The sequence below is a fragment of the sulfur-oxidizing endosymbiont of Gigantopelta aegis genome, from assembly GCF_016097415.1.
GTDB lineage: Bacteria > Pseudomonadota > Gammaproteobacteria > GRL18 > GRL18 > GRL18.
Map to the genome: position 1 here is coordinate 1,650,935 of NZ_JAEHGE010000001.1, position 20,581 is coordinate 1,671,515.

Here is a 20,581-nt window from a genome sequence, read left to right on the forward strand (position 1 = left end):
CGCCTAAATAGGTAAGGTTTCACTGAAATAGCGTTAAAGACTTGTTTTTTATGAGGTTAAAGTTAAGGCTAATAGCTATCGACATTGGGGGTGAATCTCTTTATAGTAGACTCCGTTTGCATAATATCCCAGTAATTTAGGAGGGTACTCATGAGTACTTCGAGTTTGAGAGCTAATTTTCTCTCATTCAGTGGTAGAGCCAAGATCTTACATACGACCTGGTTTGCTTTTTTTGTCACCTTCCTTGTCTGGTTTAACCACGCCCCCTTATTAGGACTCATTCAGGAAACCATGGGTCTCAGCGATCAGCAAATAAAAACGCTGTTGATCTTAAATGTTGCCCTGACTATTCCTGCCCGCATTATTACCGGTATGCTGGTTGATGTCTATGGCCCGCGCCGTACCTATTCAGCCATGTTGCTGGCAACCGCTGGTTTATGTTTCTTCTTTGCTGTGGCACAAACCTTTGAAGCCTTAGCTTTGGCACGTTTTTTAATGGGCTTTGTGGGGGCTGGTTTCGTCATTGGCATCCGTATGATCAGTGAATGGTATCCGCACCAACAATTAGGCTTGGCAGAGGGCATTTACAAGGGAATGGGTAATGTGGGTTCAGCAGTTGCTGCAATCACATTGCCTACTCTGGCGCTGCTCTTTGGTGGTGATGATGGCTGGCGTTATGCCATGGGTGTTACCGGCGTAATTGCTTTTGTTTATGCCTTTATTTACTACCTGTCGGTGTCCGACACCCCTGTTGGTTCTACCTATTTCAAACCCAATAAATCCGGCGGTCTGGAAGTGACCAGTACCCGTGATTTCTTCTTCTATTTGTTGATGAACATCCCCATGTATGGTGCAATGGCGGTTCTGACCTGGAAAGTGACCCTCTTAGGTTTATTAAATGACTATGCTGCTGATGCTATTTATGTTTCTTTAGTCGCACTTTATTTGTTTCAAGTCAGCCAAATCTACAAGGTGAATAAAGAAGTTTTTCATAAACCGGTTGATGAGATTTTAAAATACAACTTCAAACAGGTTGCCATTTTAAGTATTGCCTATGCGGTGACTTTTGGTTCTGAACTGGCGGTGGTTTCGATGTTGCCCTTATTCTTTAAAGACGTATTTTTAATACCGGCTGCTTTGGCCGGTATTTTTGGAGCCAGTTTTGCCGTAATTGATGTCTTGTCCTGTCCATCGGGTGGCTGGATGAGTGATAAATTTGGTCGTAAAAAGTCCTTAATACTCATGCTTGCTGGCGCCTCTCTGGGTTTCTTTGCCATGTCACAAATCACCGGAGAATGGCCCATCGCTCTGGCAGTTGCAGTCATCATGGTCAGTTCCTTCTTCCTTGGCTCAGCCGCAGGCTGTGTGTTTGCCATAGTGCCGATGATTCGTCGTAGGTTAACCGGACAAATTGCCGGTATGGTAGGTGCCTATGGTAATATCGGTGCAGTACTCTTTTTAACCGTCTTTTCCTTTGTCAGTCCTTCGGTTTTCTTTATTACCATTGCCGGAGGCATTGCCGTTGCGGCTGTTGCTTCCTTATTCCTGGATGAACCTAAAGGTTCAATGGCAGAAGTCATGCCCGATGGTACTGTTCAGATCATTGATGTCCATTAACAAGATAAGCAGTCAATTTTTGAAAGTACAAATTTGACACCCACTACAGATACTGCCAGAATACCTAACAACTGTTAGTTAGGTGAAAGCAATGGATGACATTAAAGAAGGTACTCGACAAATCATTGTTGATCGTTCTATACAACTCTTTGCCCAATCAGGCTATGCCAATGTCTCTGTGCGTGATATTGCCAAGGCTGTCGGTATTAAACCTGCCTCTTTGTACTATCACTTTGATAATAAACAAAGTCTCTATCTTGCCGCCATTAACGAAAGTTTTTCTATTAAAGCCAGTGTCTTTGCAGCGGTTTTGCAGATGCAGGTCTCCACTGAACTCAAACTCAAACACTATATTTATAAATTAACGGAATTAGTCGCAGAAGATGAACCGTTTCGACGCTTAATGCAACGTGAAATGCTTGATTGTGATGAACAGCGAATGCAATATCTGGCAGAGCAGGTCTTTCAGGAGCAATTTAATGCACTAGGCTTACTATTGACTGAGATTGAGCCAAATTGTGACGCGCATCTGCAGGCTATTTCTATTCTGGGTTTAGTGCTCTATCACTTCGAAACCACTCCGATTCGATTATTTTTAACAGGCTACAAAGCTGAGCATGAGCAAGTGGATGTTATTGCCCAACATGTTTATGGCTTGCTTATTAATGGTTTGTCAGATGCTTTTGTACAGAAAAAATCCGACTTTTTAACCAGTAATATTCATCAGAGTTAACGAATGATAATACGTCCCCTCGCTTTTTTTACCCTACTTTTTGCACTATTAATGTTGCAGGCTTGTACTGAGCAGGAAGAACCGGAAGTCTTGATTCGTCCGGTGATTACAGAGCAGGTTGAGATTAAACCCAATTGGCAACAGTCTACCTATGCTGGTGAAATAAGAGCGCGCTATAAAATGGCTCTGGGCTTTCGTATTGGCGGTAAAATAGTAGAGCGCTATATTGAGGTGGGGGATATTGTTAAGCCGGGTACTTTATTGGCTAAATTAGATCCCGATGATTCCAAGCTACAATTAATGCGCGCTGGTGGCGCCTTAGAAGCGGCAAAAGCGGAACGCAGAAAAGCCCAACTGGATTTAAAGCGTTATACCCAATTGTATAAATCTAAAATGATCAGCGCTGCAGAACATTTACGTTTCAGTAATGATCTCGATATTGCCAATGCCAGATATACTCAGGCAGAAGCACAACTTGAGGTGACGCGTAATCAATCAGATTATACTGATCTCTATACGGATAAGGGTGGCGTGATCACCTCCTTGGAAATGGAAGTGGGACAGGTTATTGTGCCGGGGCAGACCGTGGTCAATTTAGCCCTGCCCGATGATAAAGAAGTGGTGATTGCAGTTGCTGAAAGCCGCTTAGATGAAGTGCGTTTGGCGGATATTGTGAAGATCAGTTTATGGATTGATCCCAAGCGTTTTTATCAGGGACGTATTCGTGAAATTTCTCCCGGAGCCGATCCTGTCACACGTACCTATACTGTAAAAATCAGTTTGTTAGACGCAGGAGATAGGGCACAATTGGGTATGACCACGACAGTAATTATTCTGCAGAAAAAAAATGAAATGGTTGCCCAACTTCCCCTGAGTGCGTTATTTCAAAAAGACGGCAAAGCCGCCGTATGGATTTTCTCCCCCGATAGTGCTCAAGTGCATCTACAGACTGTTGACGTGCTGGAATATCAATATGACTCCTTGTTGATCCAATCAGGTCTAAAAAATGGTCAAACGGTGGTTGTTGCAGGCGTTCATCAGCTCTATGAAGGACAAACTGTGCGTTTATATGATGCGACACAGTGGTGAGAGTGGTGAATTTATCAGAGTGGGGCTTGCGCCATCGTTCACTAACGATTTATCTCATGGTCGTATTAGTTTTTATGGGCGTACTGGCCTATCGCGACTTAGGACAGGCAGAAGATCCCAAATTTACTATTAAATTAATGGCGGTAAAAACTTTTTGGCCTGGAGCAACTGCTTTAGAGGTCGAGCTTCAAGTCACTGAACGTATTGAAAAGAAATTACAGGAAGTACCCTGGTTGGATTTTTTAAGCAGTTATTCCAAACCGGGTGAATCAATGGTTTTTGTTACGCTTAAAGATTATACTCCCCATGATGAAGTAGAAAAATCTTGGTATCAGGCAAGAAAAAAACTGGATGATATTCGTCATACGTTTCCTGTGGGGGTGCAGGGACCCTTTCCTAATGATGAGTATGGGGACACTTTTGGTATTATTTATGCCTTTAGTGGCGATGGTTTTAGTTATGCGCAATTGCGAGACTATGTGGATGATGTGCGTCTGCAATTGCTCAATGTCAAAAATGTCGCCAAGGCTGATTTACTGGGCGTGCAAGAAGAAAAAATCTTTATTGAAATTTCCAATGTAAAACTATCTAAATTAGGGCTTCAGCCCACACAAATTTTTGATACGCTGAATCAACAAAACTATTTAACCCCCGCCGGTGATGTTAATACGGATTCTGATCGTATTTATATTCGTGTGAGTCGTTTAGAATCGGTTGAAGAAATTCGTAAAGTAGGTATTCGCTCTAATGGTCGCTTGTTTCGTCTGGGCGATATTGCTTCGGTGTATCGAACCTATGCTGATCCGCCTGATTTTAAAATGCATTTTATGGGTGAAGAAGTGATTGGTCTGGCTTTGACTATGAGTAAGGGCGGTGACATTCTTAAATTGGGTGAGACACTCAAAAAAACCATTAAAGAAATTCAGGAAAACTTACCCATAGGCATCGAAATTCATACTGTGGCCGATCAGCCTGCCGTGGTGGCGCATTCGGTTAATGAATTTATGGACGTATTACGGGATGCATTGATTATTGTGCTAGCAGTGAGTTTTATTAGCTTAGGTTTACGTACCGGCTTAGTCGTTGCGCTATCAATTCCTATGGTGTTGGCAATCACATTTTTAGGTATGAAACTCTGGGGGATTGATCTGCAGCGTATTTCTCTAGGCGCATTGATTATTGCTTTGGGTCTATTGGTTGATGATGCAATGATTTCTGTGGAAATGATGTCATCAAAAATGGAACAGGGAATGGATCGTTTTAAAGCGGCTGTTTATGCCTATACCCATACCGCGTTTCCAATGTTGACGGGAACCTTAATTACTGTGGCAGGATTTTTACCGGTGTTTCTTGCCAAGTCCTCTGCCAGTGAATATACAGGGTCATTATTTGTAGTGGTGGGTCTGGCCTTGATGACATCCTGGTTTGTGGCAGTTTTATTTATGCCATTTTTAGGTTATCGATTGTTGCCGGACTTTCATGCAAGCAATGCTTCGGGTGCGGTCAAAGATATTTATCAAAAACGCTTTTATCGTATTTTTAGAGCAATTGTCACTTGGTGTGTTAATTGGCGTAAAACCGTTATTATTATTACCTTGATTATTTTTTCAGTCTCTATTTATTCGTTTCGTTTTGTTGAAAGTCAGTTCTTTCCCAGTTCCAAGCGTAATGAAATTATGGTGGATTTATGGTTGCCACAGGGCAGTTCTTTTCAAGCAACAGAAAATTATACTAAACGCTTTGAAAAGATTTTAGAAAATGATGATAACATTATTAATTATGTCGCCTATGTGGGCAGTGGTGCACCACGTTTTTATCTGCCTTTGGATCAAGAACTTAAACACAGTAATTTGACGCAATTTGTTATTATGACGCGCAATAATGAAGCGCGTGAAGTGGTCAGAAAACGGCTGATTAAAGCCTTTGATGAACAATTCATTGATATCAGAGGACGGGTCATGCGGTTGGAAAATGGTCCCCCCATTGGCTATCCGATTCAATTTCGTGTGCAGGGCAAGGATAAAGATATTTTGCGTAAAATTGCTGCCGAAGTAGCAGTATTTATGCGCGCCAATCCCTATGTAGCGAATGTGAATTTTAATTGGAATGAATTATCAAAAGTCGTAAAACTATCGATTGATCAAGATAAGGCGCGTGTGCTGGGCATCAGTTCGCAAGAATTGGCTGTCGTCATTAATTCTATTTTAAGTGGCTATTCCATTACCCATTTTAGAGATGAAAATGAGTTGATAGAGGTGCTGGCTCGGGCAGAAAAAAGTGAACGTATTGGTCTGGGAAATTTAAGCGATGTACGCATTCCGACCAACAATGGTACCTTCGTTCCTCTGAGCCAAATAGTATCACTTTCCTATGAGTTAGAAGAAGGCTTGATTTGGCGACGGGATTTACAGCCGACCATTACCGTTCGTGCTGATGTTAAAGGACACATGCAAGCAGCGACTGTGAGCAAGCAAATTGAACCACAATTAGATAGTATAAGGGAGCGTTTACCCCGGGGTTATAGTATTGAACTGGGTGGTGTCGTGGAAGAGAGTGCCAAAGGTGAGACTGCGATTATGGCCGTGATGCCAGTGGTGGTGTTAAGTGTGTTTACCCTGTTGATGATTCAGTTGCAAAGTTTTCAGCGCACAATTATCGTTATCCTAACAGCACCCTTAGGGATTATTGGTGTCAGTGCTGCTTTGCTTCTCTTTAATGCGCCCTATGGCTTTGTTGCTAACTTAGGCGTTATTGCACTCTCAGGCATGATTATGCGCAACTCGGTGATTTTGGTGGATCAAATTGAGCGTGACCGGGAAGATGGGGCAACCATGAAGCAGGCGATTATTGAAGCGGCCGTTAGACGTTTACGCCCGATTGCCTTGACTGCGGCTGCATCGGTTCTGGCAATGGTCCCCTTATCAACCAATACCTTCTGGGGGCCTATGGCGATGTCTATTATGGGGGGCTTAGTGATCGCGACTTTATTAACGTTGCTGTTTTTACCCGCTTTATATGCGGCCTGGTTTAAGGCTTAAAATTTTAAACCAAAGCGTAGATTGGATTAATAAATCTACTGTTCCATTGCATGTGATAGCTTGGTACAAATACCACTTAATTGTCCATCAATGGCCTTGGCTTCCATATAAACTGCTACCAGTTTTTTCATGCTATTCTCAATGAGTTGCATGAAAAATTCTTCTTGCTCATCAGTGAGATCTAAAAATTGAAAGCCCTGTTCCATTTCCAGCATGAGTTTTTCCATGGTGGCAACAGTCGATAGTTCATGGCGCTGAAATTCTTTTTCCACAAAACTGACGGTGGAGTGAATATCATCCATGACCGTGATTAAGGCATTCTTGCGCTGAAAATCAATCAAGCGTGCTTCCACACCTTCGATAACCGCAGCAAGAATATCACGAAAACGACCATACATGACTTCGTCATCCAAGGGCATATCTTTGACCATAATCGAAGCATGGTGATCATTAAAAATAGTTTTATTTTGAAAATCAAAAATCCGGCCACGCTTTACTAATAACTCAAATACTTCTTCTTCAATGGGATTACAGGCCTGGTTGGGCGCACGAAAACTATGGGTATGATCGGGCATACGAAATTGCACGCTACCGGATAAGTTAAGTTTTGATAGGGTTTGAAAAATGGCGGTGGCTAATTGTACTTCGTCTTTAGTGACAAAGGTTTCTTTAATAAATTGTAAAACAATGCCGTATTGAGAGGCTTCTGTCATGGCTTGAAAGGCCATGTTTTGTGCCATGCTTTGTTGTTCTTGCAAACTTTGCTGTTGCTTGTGATAGCGAGATACTTTTTTTAATTTGGCTAATAACTCTTCTCTAAAGAAGGGCTTGACCAAAAAGTCATCAGCACCAAGATAATAGGCGCGCATTCTTTCATCTTGAGAATCTTTGCCACTGATAAAAATAATAGCGCTCTGACCGTCAGGATCAATTTCTCTTAACTCTTTGCAGACTTCATAGCCGTCTTTGTCAGGCATACGAACATCCAGTAACACAATGTCAGGCTGTTGATTTTTAAAATGTGGTAATGCTTCATTAATGTGGCTATACTTAACCGGACACACAACTTAAAACAACTAAAAGATAAAAAGTGTGACCTAAAATGAATGATCAAACAAAAAAACCGAATAAAAGCTATACATCAGAATTTAAAGAATCAGCTGTCAAATTAGCTAATGAGACGGATCAACCCGTTTCTCAGACTGCCAGGGAGCTAGGTGTTAATGTAAATACTCTACATACCTGGATCAGTAAATATTCCAAACCGGTGAAGACGGTAGCCAATAGAAGTGATGAACACATTTATGATGAAGTAAAACGTCTGAAAAAAGAATTGGCAAAAGTGATTCAGGAGCGTGATTTATTAAAAAGGCCACAGCGTACTTTGCAAGGGAAACTTTGTGAAGTACGCATGGATAACTGATCAGGCTAAAGATTACCCGGTAACGATTCTGTGCCGTTTTATGGATGTTTCCCGTAGTTGCTATTATGATTGGGTTAGCTCTCCTAAAACGGATAGAGAGAAAGAAAATGAAGCGCTTACTGAGCAGCTAAAAAACTGTTTGAAGACAGTCGCAAGACTTATGGAACCCGTCGTCTTAAAAGAAAACTGGCTGAAAAAGGCGTTCATATAAGCCGCCGGAGAATTGGTCGATTAATGAAAAAAGCCGGTTTGTTTTGTAAAACGAAGAGACGCTTTAAAGCGACGACTAATTCCAAGCATAATAAGCGTATATCTCCAAATTTACTGGAAAGAGAGTTTACTGTCTCTCAACCTGATCGCTACTATGTGGGTGATATTACCTATATTGCCACCAAGGAAGGCTGGTTATATTTAGCGGTTGTCATTGACTTATTCTCTAGGCAAATTGTTGGCTGGTCGATGGATGAGCGAATGAAAGCCAAGCTAGTCAATGATGCTTTACTGATGGCCATATGGAAGCGTAAACCAATGGATGGATTGCTTTGGCATACTGACCGAGGTAGCCAATATGCCTCTGATAGTCATAGAAAAATATTGTCGGATCATAACATAATTCAGTCTATGAGCCGCAAAGGAAATTGCTGGGACAATGCTGTATCAGAGAGCTTCTTTCATAGTTTGAAAACTGAATTGACGCACCATTGTCGATTCAAAACCAGAGTAGAAGCAAAGCAGGCAATATTTGAATATATTGAGGTATTTTATAATCGGGAGCGACTTCATTCGGCTAATGATTATTTGTCACCAGTCGATTATGAAATACAGCAGGAAATAGCTTAAATCGATTGATTGAAGAGGGGTAAAAGGCGACATAAATGCCGCCCATTACCGTTGACGGCCATCGGCTCCTCAGCCTGTGCCGTGAAGATATTGTAACAGGATCATTACCGTTGTGAAAATACCTTGGGTGAATGGAACGGCTCTATCGTTCCAGAGGGCAAAGCCCTTTCTCTTCATCTGTTTAAAGTTAACATGAGAAACTAAAATGATAGGAAATACAAAATGACAAAAATCACTTGAAACAGCCAAAAAAATATTTAGAAAACTGTCCGGAAAAGTGTTGACACATCACATCACCACTTTGAAACGTTAAGACCTCGTACTCATCGTTGAGTAGCTCAAACATTGTTTCGCGAATAAGATCGTCATCATCGATAACATAAACAAGTGCTTTTTCCATATGATTGGCCTAAAATGAATCAAAATAAATTTTCTTTAATTATAGATGATAAATATTTCTTTTTAATGTAGGGGATAAGCAAAAGAAGGTTTTATCCTACATATATTGCGTGTTATAGATTAAATTTTATTAATGTAGACAATTTTTGGAGATTTTATGCCTCAATTCACAATTATTATTGAAGCTAGTGCGATTCATTATGAATGGCCGGATGCGATGGGTAAAAATAATAACCTCTGTTTATTGCCCATGGATGAGATTAAAAACACCCTGATACGCCGGTGAAGGTTTAAGGACGATAGGCTCTTTTTTTCTTTTTGCGTTTTTTACCACTTAGCGCATCAGCTTCTGCTTTAAGTTGCAGTTGTTTGGCGAGTTCAATGAGTTCCTGATCGATTATTTTGGGTGTTTCCAGGCTGATACGACCTAATTTACCGGCACGTAATTCAGTCAGTAATATTTTACTGGCTTTATTTAAGTCAATACGGCCACCAGCACGTAAACAACCGCGTTTACGTCCCACTGCCTCGATGACTTGCAGTTCATTCTGAGGCAATTCTTCTAATTTAAAACGTTCAAGCAGTATTTCAGGATAGGCTTTGAGTAGGTAATCAGCGGCAAAAAAAGCAATGTCTTCGTATTCAAAGGCGGTGTCTTTGACTGCACCGGACACGGCTAGTCGATACATACTGGGTTCATTTTCTACTTTGGGCCAAAGTACGCCGGGGGTATCAAATAACACAAAATCATTGCCTAAGTTAATGCGTTGCTGAGACTTTGTGACGGCAGGTTCATTGCCTGTTTTAGCAATGCTTTTGCCTGCTAGAATATTAATGAGACTGGATTTTCCCACATTGGGAATACCCATGATCATGGTATTAAAAACTTGCCTTTGCCCGGGCAGGGTTTTAATGATTTTTCGGCTGAGTTCAATCAATTGACGCATTTTATCAGGCTGTTCAGTCGTCAGGGCAATGGTTTTGACACCTTGCTCCTGCTCAAGCCAGGCCTGCCATTGGCGGGTGAGATCGGGATCGGCCAAATCACTTTTCGTGAGCACCTTAATACAGGGTTTATCCCCCCGAAGGCTTGATAAAAGTGGATTTTGACTGCTAAAAGGAATGCGAGCATCCAATACTTCGATGATCAGATCGATGCGTGACAATGCTTCTTTAATCTCTTTATTGGCCTTGTGCATGTGGCCGGGATACCAGTGAATTGCCATTGGAATAGTCTTATTGTTGATTGAAAGTGTGTATTCTATGGGGCGTTTGATAAGATGTAAAGAAAAGGCTTTCGATTCAGTGGCTTAAATCATCCGCTGTATCAGTCATTAACCTCTACTGAGACGGATGCTTAGGAATAAAATATTTATATGAAGCGTATTTTTACCTACTTGTTAAAAAAAATTCTTTGGCTGCTCTTGGGTGCAGGTTTAATTTCTATCTTATTAGTTACCAGCCTTCAAGTGATTAACCCACCTACTTGGGGATGGAAGTTACAGCGCCAAATCATGCCGCCGGACAACTTTCCTGACACAAAAGGGACTGCACAAATCCAACATCAGTGGCTTGTCGGGGAGAAAATTTCATCTAATATGAAACTGGCGGTCATTGCTGCCGAAGATCAATTGTTTAGTCAACACTCGGGCTTTGACTTTGATTCGATATTGATGGCATTGGATAGTAATGCCCAAGGCAAGCCAGTGCGTGGTGCTAGTACTATATCCCAACAGACGGCGAAAAATTTATTTTTATGGCCCAGTAAAAGCTTGGTGCGCAAGGGAATAGAAGCCTGGTTTACGATATTGCTTGAAGTGCTATTGGATAAATCACGTATACTTGAATTGTATCTTAATCTGGTGGAATTTGGGCCGGGTATCTTTGGCGTAGAAGCCGCGAGTCAGCATTATTTTCATAAAAGTGCTGCTAAGTTGACTCATAATGAAGCGGCGAGATTAGCGGCAGTTTTACCTAATCCTTATCGTTATCATGTGCAACAGCCATCCCAATATACCAGAAAAAGAGTGCGCTGGATTGAGCAGCAAATGCGCCAATTAAGTCTCGCCGCTTTACCAAAGCGATAGATTAGAGAATCCATTTATCCTTGCATAAGTTTGATGCGGTTCGTTCCTCACCACATCCTACATTTGAAGTAACTTTATCTATTCCATAAAAAAACACCTTATAAAAATTCATTTATAAGGTGTTTTGATGTACTTGTCTATTTTCAATAGAAGCAAAGTACCAAGGAAATCCTGTCAGTGATTATTCCTTTTTTAGAGCAAATTATCGAAGTTGATATTCATCGGCAGTTTCATCCCAAACGAAAACGCTATCGGATGAACCACCGGCTGCGGGTGGATTGTTGTCTAAAGTAATGAACACATTTATGATGAAGTAAAACGTCTGAAAAAAAAGAATTGGCAAAAGTGATTCAGGAGCGTGATTTATTAAAAAGGCCACAGCGTACTTTGCAAGGGAAACTTTGTGAAGTACGCATGGATAACTGATCAGGCTAAAGATTACCCGGTAACGATTCTGTGCCGTTTTATGGATGTTTCCCGTAGTTGCTATTATGATTGGGTTAGCTCTCCTAAAACGGATAGAGAGAAAGAAAATGAAGCGCTTACTGAGCAGCTAAAAAACTGTTTGAAGACAGTCGCAAGACTTATGGAACCCGTCGTCTTAAAAGAAAACTGGCTGAAAAAGGCGTTCATATAAGCCGCCGGAGAATTGGTCGATTAATGAAAAAAGCCGGTTTGTTTTGTAAAACGAAGAGACGCTTTAAAGCGACGACTAATTCCAAGCATAATAAGCGTATATCTCCAAATTTACTGGAAAGAGAGTTTACTGTCTCTCAACCTGATCGCGATATTACCTATACTAGGCTGTTATATTTGGTTGTGATATTCTTAGGCAAATTGTTGGCTGGTCGATATTGCCAGTCAATGATGAAGGCTGGTAAACCAATGGATGGATTGCTTTTACTGCGAGGTAGCCAATATGCCTTGATAGTCATAGAAAAATATTGTGACTTATTCAGTCTATGAGCCGCAAAGGCAAATTGTATGGCATAGTTTGGTGACGATGGATGAGCGAATGATAAGTATTTTATAATCCGAAGCTAGTCGAATGATGCTTAAATCGATTGATTGAAGAGGGGTAAAAGGCGACATAAATGCCGCCCATTACCGTTACGGCCATCGGCTCCTCAGCCTGTGCCGTGAAGATATTGTAACAGGATCATTACCGTTGTGAAAATACCTTTGGTGAATGGAACGGCTCTGATCGTTCCAGAGTAGCCACACATCAAAAGCTTGTAACACACCTGCTAATGAAGTGGTCTGAGTTGTTCTGGTGACATTAAAGTCAGCAGGGTTCACAAACTCTTCATATTCAACGCTCCAGACTAGCTCACCAGTATCAGCAACGGTATTGACGGTCTGCGCTTGCAGTAGTGTGCTTGCCATTGGGAAAACGTCATTTATGGCTGGGTCGCCGTATAAAGCACTGTCATAGCTACCGGCATTAGCAGTGAAAGAAACGCTGGTTGCGACTGCGAAAAGTAAAGTTGTTAAAGTTTTCATGATGGTATCCTCGTCGTATTTGTTTGTTTAAGACTAAAATATTTTGTTTTGCTATGAATTAACTATACGACAAGTGAGGTTTCAGGAACCTTACACGAAAATTAAAGATTTTTAATTTTCAGAGGATTTATTTGTCTGGCTGATATTTTTGCCAGAGCCAGCAGCCTACGGCTGATGAAAGCAGGCCAAAAACAACAAAAAACAGTGCAATAGGAGTGAATATCTCATCTTTAAGGGATAAGTAGAGGGAAATGCTACTGCCAAGGAAGGAGGCTATCAGGGCTTTGCTATAGGCATGGCGTAAGGCCACCATCGCAGTGACTAGGCCACCAGTAGCCATCACAATAAAAAAGCCTATCCCGGCGAGAGTATAAGTAAATACCTGTGACCAGGGCTGGAATGCAGGTGACCATTTGATTAGTGAGCTATAGCCTACGGCAGACATAATTAACACGAGCTGATTGACCAGACCTAAGATAAAGATGGTGAGTACACCAAGACTGATTGCTTTGAGAGTGTTTTTCATCGTATCTCCACGGTAAGCGTTATATTTAATTTGGGTATGAGTGATATGCTCTGTTTGAAATAAACGTAGGATGCTGCTGAGGAACGAAGCGCATCAATATCAAACATGCTGACACTGGCTAAAACAATACCGCCCAATTTAATGCATCAAGCCAAGCAAGGCATTGATTGAAATCATGCCAGCCAGGCAATATTTCAATAGCTCAATATAGATGATTCTTAATTTTCAGGTTACAATCGCCACTTTAATTGATTGATTTGAGCAATATGAGAAAAACCATACAAAAACTGATAGAAACCAAGCAATTTCAACATTTTATCACTTTCCTGATTATTTTTAACGGCATTACCCTCGGCTTGGCGACAGACAAAGACTTTATGGCTGATTATGGGGCGATAATTGATGGCTTGGATATGCTGATTGTGGCTATCTTTACCGTGGAAATCACGCTTCGGATTTATGTGCATCGCTTGGCATTTTTTAAAGATCCCTGGAGTTTATTTGATTTTTTCGTGGTTTCCATATCGCTTATTCCGGCCAATGATGGCCTGTCGATACTGCGTGTGCTGCGCGTTTTACGTTTATTCCGCTTGTTGACGATAGTACCGCAAATGCGCTTGATTATTTCTGCTATCTTAAGCGTTATTCCGGGCATGGCTTCGGTTTCTCTTGTATTGCTATTATTTTTCTACGTGTTTGCCATTATTGCGACTAACTTATTCAGTGTGGCGTTTCCACAGTGGTTTGGTGGCTTGGGTGAGTCAATGTATACCCTGTTTCAGATCATGACCTTAGAGAGTTGGAGCATGGGCATTGCGAGACCCGTGATGGAAGAATTTCCGCTATCCTGGATTTTCTTTGTTATTTATATCTTAATCGTAACGTTTATTATGGTGAATTTATTTATTGGCCTAGTGGTCGATGCCATTTTTACCATTAAGGGCAGTGAAGCAAAAGCAAACGAAGAGGATGCTGATAAACCAGAAACGGCCAAGGAATTGGTTTATCAGCATGAGATTAAGGTCTTGCAAATAGAGCTCAAAGAGATGAAAAGTTTATTGACCAAAATTGACAATAAACTCTCCTGAATTCAAGTTATAACGCTCACAAAAAGGGGCTAATTATTTTTAGGATGCAACTCAATGTTGATTCGCTCGGTGCTGAAACCACTGGCATTTTTATGCCCACCGCCACCAAATTGCAGGGCTATTTTGGACACATCAATGGCCTTGTCACCCCCAGAGCGTAATTGCCAGACGCGCTTTTCAGCCTTGTCTTCATAGGCAGCGGCAAAGGGATAACCATCGGATAGTTGGTGTAATAATTCACTACCGATACTGCTCGGCGCATTCACGAGAGGGACAATATGACCAGCAATTTTTCCCATGCGAGAGGCTTTCTTATAACGTTTTATCTGACGCTTGGTTTCTCTTTCCAGAATCAAACCTTCTTGATGTAATACATCCAGTGCTTTGTCATCAATAAGCCAACTTGACCAGAGTTTTAAACGCATGGGATAAGACATGATGGCTAAAATAATGGTTTGGGTATTGTCTAGTTCAAAGCGCCATAAGTCATTGTCTTGCACATGCTGGAATAATTTGGGTACGGGGGCATCTTGATGAAAATACTTCCAGGTGAGTACTGCACCGGACTGGTTCATATCAAAATTAAAATGTAAATTTTCACATTCTTCATCCAGGCCGGCTAAATCATTTAAGGCACTGATGTGATGATCGATAATCGTGACTTTAGCAGCCTGTTGGCAAAGTGCAGTGATGTCATTTCTTTTGTAGCTGAAATCAACAATGTAAACATCCCTATCCTGACAATCAGGCGGGGTAGTACCATGAATACCTTTATGGTAAATAATATTATCTTTAAATTGCTTATAGCCGTCTTGTTGTTTGAAAAATAATTGTGCGGCCAAGGCGGAGGCAAAGCCATCGGGGCAATTGCCGTGAAAGATGACTGTAATGGGACGTTGAAAATAGGTCTTCATGAGTGTGTTAATGTAACCAGTTACAAATAGTGGTGTTAGAAAATAAATCAGTGATATCGGAGCTACAATTAACGATTTGAACTTTTTCAGAATTATTGAAATGTTGTACCAAAGACATCAGCATGACGACACATGAGCTGTCAATTGCTTTAACACTTTGAAAATCAAGGGTTAAAGCAGCGTTAGTGGGTACTTTTTCGTAAGTGTTGCGAAAGTTAATACACTCACTCATTCTAAATTCATTTTGTAAGGTAATAGTATAGTGATACCCTGAGTGGGATAATTCCATTGTTATTCATCCTTGTAATGGCGTTAAATTGTTTCAATTCATTGCCTTCCTTGTTTCACAATACGTGTTAATGCGTAGTTGCTAATATTGGCAATGGAGCAGAGCATAAAGGCTTTTAGGTTATTATTCAAGCTGAATTTAAACCATTTTTTTCTTAAATTACTTCAGCATGGAAATATTTTTTTCAAAAGGATGATAGTTTTGCCCATAAATTTTTATAATACGGCGGACATAATTTTGTGTTTCTTTGTAAGGGGGGACACCTTTGTACCGTTCGACTGCTTTTTCTCCGGCATTATAAGCGGCCAGACTTAGACGCACATCACCCTTATACTGTTTGAGTAACCAACTGAGGTAACGAATGCCGCCTTGGATATTTTGTTTGGGATCCCATACTTTTTTGACATGAAAACGTTTGGCTGTCTGAGGCATTAATTGCATTAAGCCCATAGCACCTTTGTGTGAGAGGGCAGTGCTTTTAAAATTGGATTCTTGCTGTATCAATGCTAATACCAAGCGGGTATCAATATTATAAGCAGGGGCTATTTCTTTGACTAATTGTACGGTTTTTTGACAATGACGCGTGCATTTTTTAGTTTCCCAATAGGCGGTGGGTAATTTAATGCAAATAGTTTTGTTTGTTTGTAAACTTTGATCAAGCTGTGCCAGAATTTTCTTGGCGTAAGCATCCCCTGATTTGGCAGCTCGATTGAACCAACGCACGGCCAATGCCTCATCCTGCTCAACACCACGGGCATTGAGAAACATCCAGGCTAAATTTCTTTGTGCATCAGTTGACCCCTTTAAGGCCGCCTTACAATACCAGAAAATAGCTTTGCTGGTATCTTTTGTGATACCTTCACCATGTTCATAGGCAGTTGCTAATTCAACTTGTGCTGTGATTTGACCATTTTTTGCTGCCTGGCTCATTTGCACTATTGGATCTTGGTAGGTTTTGGCTTTAACGACCGGAATAGTACAGATATGCAATGCCATCAGAACAAAAAGTAAGCACAGAAATTGTTTTTTTTTGCTTAGGGTCATCATTTTTTGAGTCAATCGTTTTAGAATGATTTCAGCCGTGGATATTGATTATACTCATGATGCTTGGAAATGCAGACTTAACAAGCAAACAATATCTTGATACACTTATATTATATCGCTAATTTTGTATATAAATTAAGCAATATTTGTACCTTGTTAATTTATTCTATAAAAATCATCATCTTATCATAATACACAGATATTTAAACAATGTTCATTGATGGTTCAGCTGATTCAGTGTTAAATAAGTTGACAGTTTAAGAGGATCTGACGAATAAGGTGTAAAGAAAATGGAACAAAATGATAATGCGACACTTATATCCGACCCCAAATTATTGCTCAAATTAGCTCGTTATAAAATGCCCTTTGGCAAATACAGTGGTTATTTATTAGTGGACTTGCCTGAACCCTATGTGGTCTGGTTCGCAAACAAAGGCTTTCCCAAGGGAGAGCTAGGCAAGTTATTGGCCATTGTTTTGGAAATAAAAATCAATGGCTTGGAATACTTATTTCAGCCGCTCAAAGAGAAACATTGAAAAGGATTAATGATTGAATGAAACGCATACTACCTATCAGCAAAACATTTTTACTCTTAGCACTGCTATCCTTTACCCTGATAGCTTGTACGACCAGCCCAACTGGGCGCAGTCAATTTATGCTGGTGTCACCTGAGCAAGCCATATCGGCATCAAAAGAAGCCTATGTAAAAACCCTGAAGCCTTTGGATGATAAAGGTAAAATTGATAATGATCCCATAGTGACAAAGCGGGTTAAATTAATCACCGGACGCATTATCAGCCAAGCCATAAAGCAATATCCGCACACCCGTAATTGGCAGTGGAGCGTTAAGATCATTGATGATCCTGAAACCGTCAATGCCTGGTGTATGGCGGGTGGTAAAATGGCCATCTATACCGGTTTAATTAACAAGGTTAAACCCACAGATGACGAACTCGCTCAGGTGATGGGGCATGAAATTTCCCATGCACTGGCAAATCATACCGCAGAAAAAATGTCTACCCAACTAGCCACACAGATAGGCATGGTCGCCTTGTCGGTGGCGGTGACAGATAACGATTATAGTGCTGTGGCATTATCCGGTGCTGCACTGGCAGCCTCGATGGCCATTGAACTACCGAATAGTCGTACAGCAGAACGCGAAGCCGATTTAATGGGTATTGAATTGGCGGCCAGAGCAGGCTATAACCCCAATGCCGCCGCAACATTATGGCAAAAAATGGCCAAAGTGGGAGGCGCAACACCACCCGAATTTTTTAGTACTCACCCGGCACCGGGTAATCGTCAACAGACATTACGCGAACTTGCGCCTAAAATGATGCCGTATTATAAGGCAGATATCGTCAGGCCTGTTTACCCCTTATAGTGAATGCTAGCCAGATAAGGTATTTGACCTTATAGGCTAAATATAAGAAAATGCTCAGCTATTAATCGATTAATGCTCCAATATCCAAGTTGATGATTCAGAGCGATGCCATGGAGGCGTTGCTTTATCAATTTTCCAGCTCATATATTGCTCAAGGGATTGAACATGCAACAGGATGGAACCGCTTCAAATTCGTCACAGGACTCAAGCCCCGCTGCTTTTGGTGGCTCTTCAACGAGCGCCTCAAGAAAAGTGCCGGCAAACATCACCCGCTTTACTTTCGACCTTATTGGTTCAACAGAAGAGCTTCGAGTGCTTGATTTTAAAGGCTCGGAAGGCATTTCTGAAGCCTTTGAATACCACCTGACTCTTGCCAGCAAAAATGATTTGCTCAGACCTGAACAATTTATGGGCAAGTCGGGTTTACTGACTTTCGTTGCCGATGAGCAAAATGAATTGTTGCATGGTAGCATTGCTCAATTCGAACAATATCACCTTCAGGGTGACTTTTTTCTTTATCGACTGACACTAGTGCCACGTTTCTGGTTTCTCAGCAAACGCCATAATCAGCGTATTTTTCAGGACATGAGCATCCCGCAAATCATTGAAGCGGTCTTTAATGATGCAGGGCTGAGCAGTGAAAACTATGAACTACGTCTCAGTGCTGACTATTCGCCCAAAGAATATTGCGTACAATACCAGGAAAGTGAATTTGATTTCATTTCCCGTTTGATGGCCGAAAATGGTATCCACTACCACTTTGAACATGCGCTAGATAAACATCTCATGGTGATTGCCGATCACAATGGTGCTTTTCCCTTTATCAATATCGACAAAAACGTACAATATCACCCCAATGATAGCCTCAATGCCGATCAAGAAGTCATCAATCGTTTTAACAAGCACTTTTCAGTGCAATACGGCAGCACCCATTTTCGTGATTACGCCTTCAAAAAGCCCTTGGACAGACTGAACAACCACCAACAATCAGACTATGACAGCGCACTGGAAGACTACCAATATCCCGGTGATTACGATCTCAACCCTTCAGCACTGACACCCTCAGGGCTCCAAAAAACCACTTTAAAACTACAGCAACACCAGACCTTTCGTGAGCAGAGTCAACTAGCGAGCAATTGCCAACGCCTACGCGCAGGGATGCGCTATGAACTCTATGACAACCCCAATGGCCAATACAATCAACAATATTTACTCACTCATATCGACCATGAAGCAGAACAACCCCAATCATTGGATGAATTCGGCTCAGGCAATCCCAGCACCTATCGCAATAAAGGCAAATGTATACCGGCGATAACACCCTATAAAATGCCGGTGACAGACAAAAAACCAAACATTATCGGCTATCAAAGCAGTGCCATTACCGGCCCTTCCGGCGAAGAAATCTACACCAACGAACACGCCCAAAGTAAAGTTCAATTCCCCTGGGATAGAGAAGGTCAGCAGGACGAAAACAGCAGTTGCTGGCTACGCTCCTCACAAACCTGGGCTGGCAAACATTGGGGCAGTATTGTCCTGCCCCGCATGGGACAAGAAGCCAAAGTGGGCTATCTGCACGGCGATCCCGACCGACCACTCATCACCGGGCGCTTATACAATGAACGCCATAAGCCGCCTTACGCCTTACCCAAACACAAAACCCGCACCACCATCAAAAGCAACTCAACCTTAGGTGGTAAGGGCTATAATGAAATTCGCATCGAAGATAGAAAAGCCCAAGAACAAGTTTATTTTCATGCCGAAAAAGATATCGATATACGTGCCAAAAATGACCGACGAGATATCATCAAGCATGACCGCCATTTGATTGTTGATAATAATCGTTATGAATTCATCAAAGACAGCTCACACCACACCATTGATAACAATCAAAATGAAAAAACCGCACAGAACCATTCCATTAAAATCAGCAATAATCAACACAGCAAAGCAGGCCAGGCCGTTTTAGCCGATATTGCAAACAATGCCCACTTCAAAGCCGGGCAAAAAATCATTCTTGAAGCCGGCAGTGAACTCACCATTAAAGCCGGTGGTGGTTTCATCAAAATTGATGCTTCGGGTGTCACCGCTCAAGGCGCTGCCATCCAACTCAATGGCGGCACCGGTGCGGGCCCTGCCACCGCCGCCAGCCCCATCAGTGTCACTCAGGCCGTTGAAGCGGACAAAGATAAACCGGGGCAAGTGTTTAAACCCATCCCCCCACAGAGCGCCCCAAATCAGGAAAAAATTGCCTTTAAGGGCGAGATTTCAAGACTCTTGCAAGCCGGCAATGACAATCAGCAGGGGATTTGTATTCCTTGTATGTTGCAAACCTTAGAAAAAGCCGTAGTGCCAGACATTATAAAAAATATTATTCCCAACAAACCGGAAAAACCAAAACAAACCTGGCTTAATGTAGTTATAAAAGATGAAGATGGTGAACCTGTCCCCAATCAAAAGTTCATTGTTAAATTTAATAATGGACAAATCAAGAAAGGAAAGGTCAATGACAAGGGCTATGCTCATTTAGAACCCGTACCCGAAGGCAAACATCAAATAGAGTTAATCGACGTCGATATGCGTGAATGGAAAAAAGGATAAGAACAA

19 protein-coding genes and 1 pseudogene are annotated in these 20,581 nt (G+C 41.5%); 13 read left to right on the forward strand and 7 right to left on the reverse strand.

Annotated features, from left to right (window positions below):
• Nucleotides 1-150: 150 nt before the first annotated feature.
• From JEU79_RS08335 to JEU79_RS08350, 4 genes are all read left to right on the forward strand, one after another.
• Nucleotides 151-1,617 carry an MFS transporter gene (locus JEU79_RS08335; protein ID WP_198263738.1) on the forward strand — a complete coding sequence of 489 codons (1,467 nt, stop codon included), beginning with the start codon at nucleotides 151-153 and terminating at the stop codon, nucleotides 1,615-1,617.
• Nucleotides 1,618-1,708: 91 nt separating this feature from the next.
• A complete protein-coding gene (locus tag JEU79_RS08340) occupies nucleotides 1,709-2,350 on the forward strand; it encodes a TetR/AcrR family transcriptional regulator (protein ID WP_198263739.1) in 642 nt (213 codons plus the stop codon).
• A gap of 3 nt (nucleotides 2,351-2,353) precedes the next feature.
• The gene (locus JEU79_RS08345; RefSeq protein ID WP_198263740.1) at nucleotides 2,354-3,439 is read left to right on the forward strand and encodes an efflux RND transporter periplasmic adaptor subunit; all 1,086 of its coding nucleotides are present in this window, start codon (nucleotides 2,354-2,356) and stop codon (nucleotides 3,437-3,439) included.
• Nucleotides 3,436-6,477, forward strand: coding sequence for an efflux RND transporter permease subunit (locus JEU79_RS08350; protein WP_198265923.1), 3,042 nt, complete (start codon nucleotides 3,436-3,438; stop codon nucleotides 6,475-6,477). The genes JEU79_RS08345 and JEU79_RS08350 overlap by 4 nt, the downstream gene beginning before the upstream one ends.
• Before the next feature lie 35 nt (nucleotides 6,478-6,512).
• Here JEU79_RS08350 and JEU79_RS08355 read toward each other — a convergent pair whose 3' ends face one another.
• Nucleotides 6,513-7,541 (reverse strand): response regulator, encoded by a 1,029-nt coding sequence (locus JEU79_RS08355; RefSeq protein WP_198263741.1) that lies wholly within the window; start codon nucleotides 7,539-7,541, stop codon nucleotides 6,513-6,515.
• Between the two features lie 38 nt (nucleotides 7,542-7,579).
• On the opposite strand from JEU79_RS08355, the pseudogene JEU79_RS08360 reads away from it, so the two are divergent.
• Nucleotides 7,580-8,740: pseudogene (locus JEU79_RS08360) on the forward strand (IS3 family transposase).
• 232 nt (nucleotides 8,741-8,972) lie between these two features.
• On the opposite strand, the gene JEU79_RS08365 reads toward JEU79_RS08360, so the two are convergent.
• The gene (locus JEU79_RS08365) at nucleotides 8,973-9,140 is read right to left on the reverse strand and encodes a hypothetical protein (RefSeq protein ID WP_198263742.1); all 168 of its coding nucleotides are present in this window, start codon (nucleotides 9,138-9,140) and stop codon (nucleotides 8,973-8,975) included.
• Between the two features lie 156 nt (nucleotides 9,141-9,296).
• Between JEU79_RS08365 and JEU79_RS27395 the strand changes: the two genes are divergently transcribed.
• Nucleotides 9,297-9,425, forward strand: a complete 129-nt coding sequence (locus JEU79_RS27395; protein WP_281400849.1) for a hypothetical protein — start codon at nucleotides 9,297-9,299, stop codon at nucleotides 9,423-9,425.
• Nucleotides 9,426-9,429: 4 nt separating this feature from the next.
• Here the strand turns inward: JEU79_RS27395 and ylqF are convergent, their stop codons facing one another.
• Entirely contained in the window at nucleotides 9,430-10,365 is a 936-nt protein-coding gene (gene ylqF, locus JEU79_RS08370; RefSeq protein WP_198263743.1) for a ribosome biogenesis GTPase YlqF, read from the reverse strand.
• A gap of 150 nt (nucleotides 10,366-10,515) precedes the next feature.
• Between ylqF and mtgA the strand changes: the two genes are divergently transcribed.
• From mtgA to JEU79_RS08385, 3 genes are all read left to right on the forward strand, one after another.
• The gene (mtgA, locus tag JEU79_RS08375) at nucleotides 10,516-11,226 is read left to right on the forward strand and encodes a monofunctional biosynthetic peptidoglycan transglycosylase (protein ID WP_198263744.1); all 711 of its coding nucleotides are present in this window, start codon (nucleotides 10,516-10,518) and stop codon (nucleotides 11,224-11,226) included.
• A gap of 403 nt (nucleotides 11,227-11,629) precedes the next feature.
• The gene (locus JEU79_RS08380; protein WP_198262780.1) at nucleotides 11,630-11,863 is read left to right on the forward strand and encodes a hypothetical protein; all 234 of its coding nucleotides are present in this window, start codon (nucleotides 11,630-11,632) and stop codon (nucleotides 11,861-11,863) included.
• A complete protein-coding gene (locus tag JEU79_RS08385) occupies nucleotides 11,839-12,192 on the forward strand; it encodes an IS3 family transposase (protein WP_425511168.1) in 354 nt (117 codons plus the stop codon). Before JEU79_RS08380 ends, JEU79_RS08385 begins: the two co-directional genes overlap by 25 nt.
• Nucleotides 12,193-12,336: 144 nt before the next feature.
• Here JEU79_RS08385 and JEU79_RS08390 read toward each other — a convergent pair whose 3' ends face one another.
• Both JEU79_RS08390 and JEU79_RS08395 read right to left on the reverse strand, forming a co-directional pair.
• Complete coding sequence (locus JEU79_RS08390) at nucleotides 12,337-12,729, reverse strand: hypothetical protein (protein WP_198263745.1); 393 nt, start codon at nucleotides 12,727-12,729, stop codon at nucleotides 12,337-12,339.
• 127 nt (nucleotides 12,730-12,856) lie between these two features.
• Nucleotides 12,857-13,255 carry a hypothetical protein gene (locus JEU79_RS08395; RefSeq protein WP_198263746.1) on the reverse strand — a complete coding sequence of 133 codons (399 nt, stop codon included), beginning with the start codon at nucleotides 13,253-13,255 and terminating at the stop codon, nucleotides 12,857-12,859.
• Nucleotides 13,256-13,521: 266 nt separating this feature from the next.
• Between JEU79_RS08395 and JEU79_RS08400 the strand changes: the two genes are divergently transcribed.
• Entirely contained in the window at nucleotides 13,522-14,343 is an 822-nt protein-coding gene (locus JEU79_RS08400; protein ID WP_198263747.1) for an ion transporter, read from the forward strand.
• 29 nt (nucleotides 14,344-14,372) lie between these two features.
• On the opposite strand, the gene JEU79_RS08405 is transcribed toward JEU79_RS08400, so the two are convergent.
• Nucleotides 14,373-15,257 (reverse strand): phosphoesterase, encoded by an 885-nt coding sequence (locus JEU79_RS08405; protein WP_198263748.1) that lies wholly within the window; start codon nucleotides 15,255-15,257, stop codon nucleotides 14,373-14,375.
• Nucleotides 15,258-15,705: 448 nt separating this feature from the next.
• Entirely contained in the window at nucleotides 15,706-16,590 is an 885-nt protein-coding gene (locus JEU79_RS08415) for a lytic transglycosylase domain-containing protein (protein ID WP_214660530.1), read from the reverse strand.
• 290 nt (nucleotides 16,591-16,880) lie between these two features.
• On the opposite strand from JEU79_RS08415, the gene JEU79_RS08420 reads away from it, so the two are divergent.
• The 3 genes from JEU79_RS08420 (at nucleotide 16,881) to JEU79_RS08430 (ending at nucleotide 20,575) form a co-directional block, all read left to right on the forward strand.
• Nucleotides 16,881-17,126, forward strand: a complete 246-nt coding sequence (locus JEU79_RS08420; protein ID WP_198263751.1) for a DUF3820 family protein — start codon at nucleotides 16,881-16,883, stop codon at nucleotides 17,124-17,126.
• A gap of 17 nt (nucleotides 17,127-17,143) precedes the next feature.
• Nucleotides 17,144-17,974: a M48 family metallopeptidase gene (locus tag JEU79_RS08425; RefSeq protein WP_198263752.1), complete on the forward strand. Its 831-nt coding sequence runs from the start codon at nucleotides 17,144-17,146 to the stop codon at nucleotides 17,972-17,974.
• 165 nt (nucleotides 17,975-18,139) lie between these two features.
• Entirely contained in the window at nucleotides 18,140-20,575 is a 2,436-nt protein-coding gene (locus tag JEU79_RS08430; RefSeq protein ID WP_198263753.1) for a type VI secretion system Vgr family protein, read from the forward strand.
• The last annotated feature ends 6 nt before the right edge of the window (nucleotides 20,576-20,581 follow it).